The 2,197-nt window shown below is 44.5% G+C and carries 2 protein-coding genes and 1 pseudogene; all 3 read left to right on the top strand.

Annotated features, from left to right (window positions below; all coding sequences use genetic code 11):
• Window positions 1–11: 11 nt before the first annotated feature.
• A pseudogene (pstC, locus tag UYC_RS35995) lies at window positions 12–963 on the top strand (phosphate ABC transporter permease subunit PstC).
• Window positions 964–989: 26 nt separating this feature from the next.
• Window positions 990–1,883, top strand: a complete 894-nt coding sequence (gene pstA / locus UYC_RS0134865; RefSeq protein ID WP_016879852.1) for a phosphate ABC transporter permease PstA — start codon at window positions 990–992, stop codon at window positions 1,881–1,883.
• A 53-nt stretch (window positions 1,884–1,936) separates the two neighbouring features.
• On the top strand, window positions 1,937–2,197 hold a 261-nt coding region (locus UYC_RS35990), incomplete at its 3' end, for an ATP-binding cassette domain-containing protein (RefSeq protein ID WP_157171305.1).

The raw sequence follows: 2,197 nt of genomic DNA, 5'->3' as shown, positions 1-2,197 counted from the left end.
TAAAATCATTCATGAATACATCAGCCAATCATCATCAGTCAACAGTAAAACCGCGTTCAGACCTAGACAGGTCTTTAGATCGGGGGTTCATCTGGCTGACACGAATATTTGCACTAGCGATCGCAGCAATATTACTATGGATAGCGATTCAAGTCGGCATAGATGCCGCACCAGCCATCCAAAAATTTGGAGCCAGCTTTTTAGGCAAAAGTGTTTGGAATCCAGTCAATAACGACTACGGAGTCTTACCAGCAGTATACGGAACATTAGTAAGTTCATTTCTAGGTCTACTAATAGCAGTACCAATCGGAGTTGGCACAGCAGTATTACTGAGTGAAAACCTACTACCAGTATCAGTAAGAACAGTAATAGTATTCTTAGTCGAACTGCTAGCAGCAATTCCGAGCGTAGTGTACGGCATCTGGGGGAATATTTGTTCTCATACCAATCATCACAAATATAGGAAGATGGTTGAACACTTACTTCGGTTGGCTGCCAATCTTTAGCACCCCTCCCACAGGGCCTGGAATGCTCCCAGCCGGAGTCATCCTCGCAATCATGACATTGCCCATCATCACAGCAATATCGCGTGACGCCTTGATATCGGTACCCTCAAGCTTGCGTCAAGCCGCAATCGGACTAGGAGCAACGCGTTGGGAAGCAATATTAAAAGTCATAATTCCCGCCGCATTCTCAGGCATAGTCAGTGCAGTCATGCTAGCCCTCGGTCGAGCAATGGGAGAAACAATGGCTGTAACAATGTTAATCGGCAACGCCAACACCATCAGCCCATCACTATTTGCACCAGCCAACACAATTTCCTCTCTTTTGGCAAATCAATTTGCAGAAGCAAGTGGTTTGCAAATAGCTGCTCTGATGTACGCAGCATTAATTTTGTTCATTTTGACCTTAATCGTCAACATACTGGCAGAGTTGATCGTTGTGCGCATGAAGCGGCTGTAGAGATTGTAATTTGCGTGTTTTGAAATATGTCTTCTTTTGTTCCAAATCAGCCCGATCCAAAATTGATCCGCAGCAGTCTGACTCGCTCTTCGATGTCAGGGCGAACACTGTTTAGCACGGTGATGACAGTTTTAGCATTTTTGTGCGGAGTATTAGCGCTTGTACCTCTAGTGGCAGTGCTTTCTTACGTAATTATTCAAGGCTTGGGCAGTTTTAGCTTCAATCTATTTACACAATTGCCACCACCGCCACTAGTACAAGGAGGAGGTTTTGGCAACGCGATTGTTGGCACATTGCTGATGGTAGGCATCGGCGCTCTGATTAGCATCCCCTTTGGTGTATTAGCAGCGATTTATTTGACTGAGTTTAGCTCCGGGAAGATATCTCGTTGGGTACGGTTTGCGACAAATATTCTCAGTGGCGTACCCTCCATTATTGCGGGCGTATTTGCCTATGCAATTGTGGTGACAACATTAGGTACATTTTCTGCCATTGCCGGAGGAGTAGCGCTGTCAGTGCTGATGTTACCAATTATTGTGCGAACCACAGATGAAGCTTTGCAATTAGTATCACAAGACTTGCGCCAAGCAGCTTTTGGCATCGGAGCAACAAACTTTCAGACTGTGATGTTAGTAGTGCTGCCAGCAGCTTTACCAGCAATTGTAACGGGAGCAACATTATCGATTGCCAGAGCCGCAGGAGAAACTGCACCTTTATTATTCACAGCTTTATTTTCTCAATACTGGCCGAGTGGTTTGTTGGAACCGACAGCTTCGCTTGCGGTTTTAGTGTTTAACTTTGCGATCGCTCCATTTAGAAACTGGCAATCGCTAGCTTGGGCAGCATCTCTGATTTTGGTGCTAATGGTTTTGATTACTAGCATTATTGCTCGTTGGGCAACTAGTCGCAAAGCTTATTGATGGTGTTGGCTGGCAACTTTACTACGGTCAAATTTCAAACCCAGGATTTAGTTATGGCTATTAACGTTGGCACGGTAAATCAAACTGAAACGGTTTTACGTACAGAAGGTTTAAATATTTATTACGGGAAATTTTTGGCAGTTCGTGATGTCTGGATGGATGTTCCCAGAAATCGGGTGACTGCTTTTATTGGCCCGTCTGGATGTGGCAAAAGTACGTTGTTGCGTTGTTATAATCGCTTGAATGACTTGATTGAGTCGTTTCGAGCAGAGGGAAAAGTTTTTTACTATGGTGAAAATTTGTATGCTCCTCAC

It is taken from the genome of Chlorogloeopsis fritschii PCC 6912 (genome assembly GCF_000317285.1).
Classification (GTDB): domain Bacteria; phylum Cyanobacteriota; class Cyanobacteriia; order Cyanobacteriales; family Nostocaceae; genus Chlorogloeopsis; species Chlorogloeopsis fritschii.
This window is presented reverse-complemented; position numbering and strand designations above follow the sequence as displayed.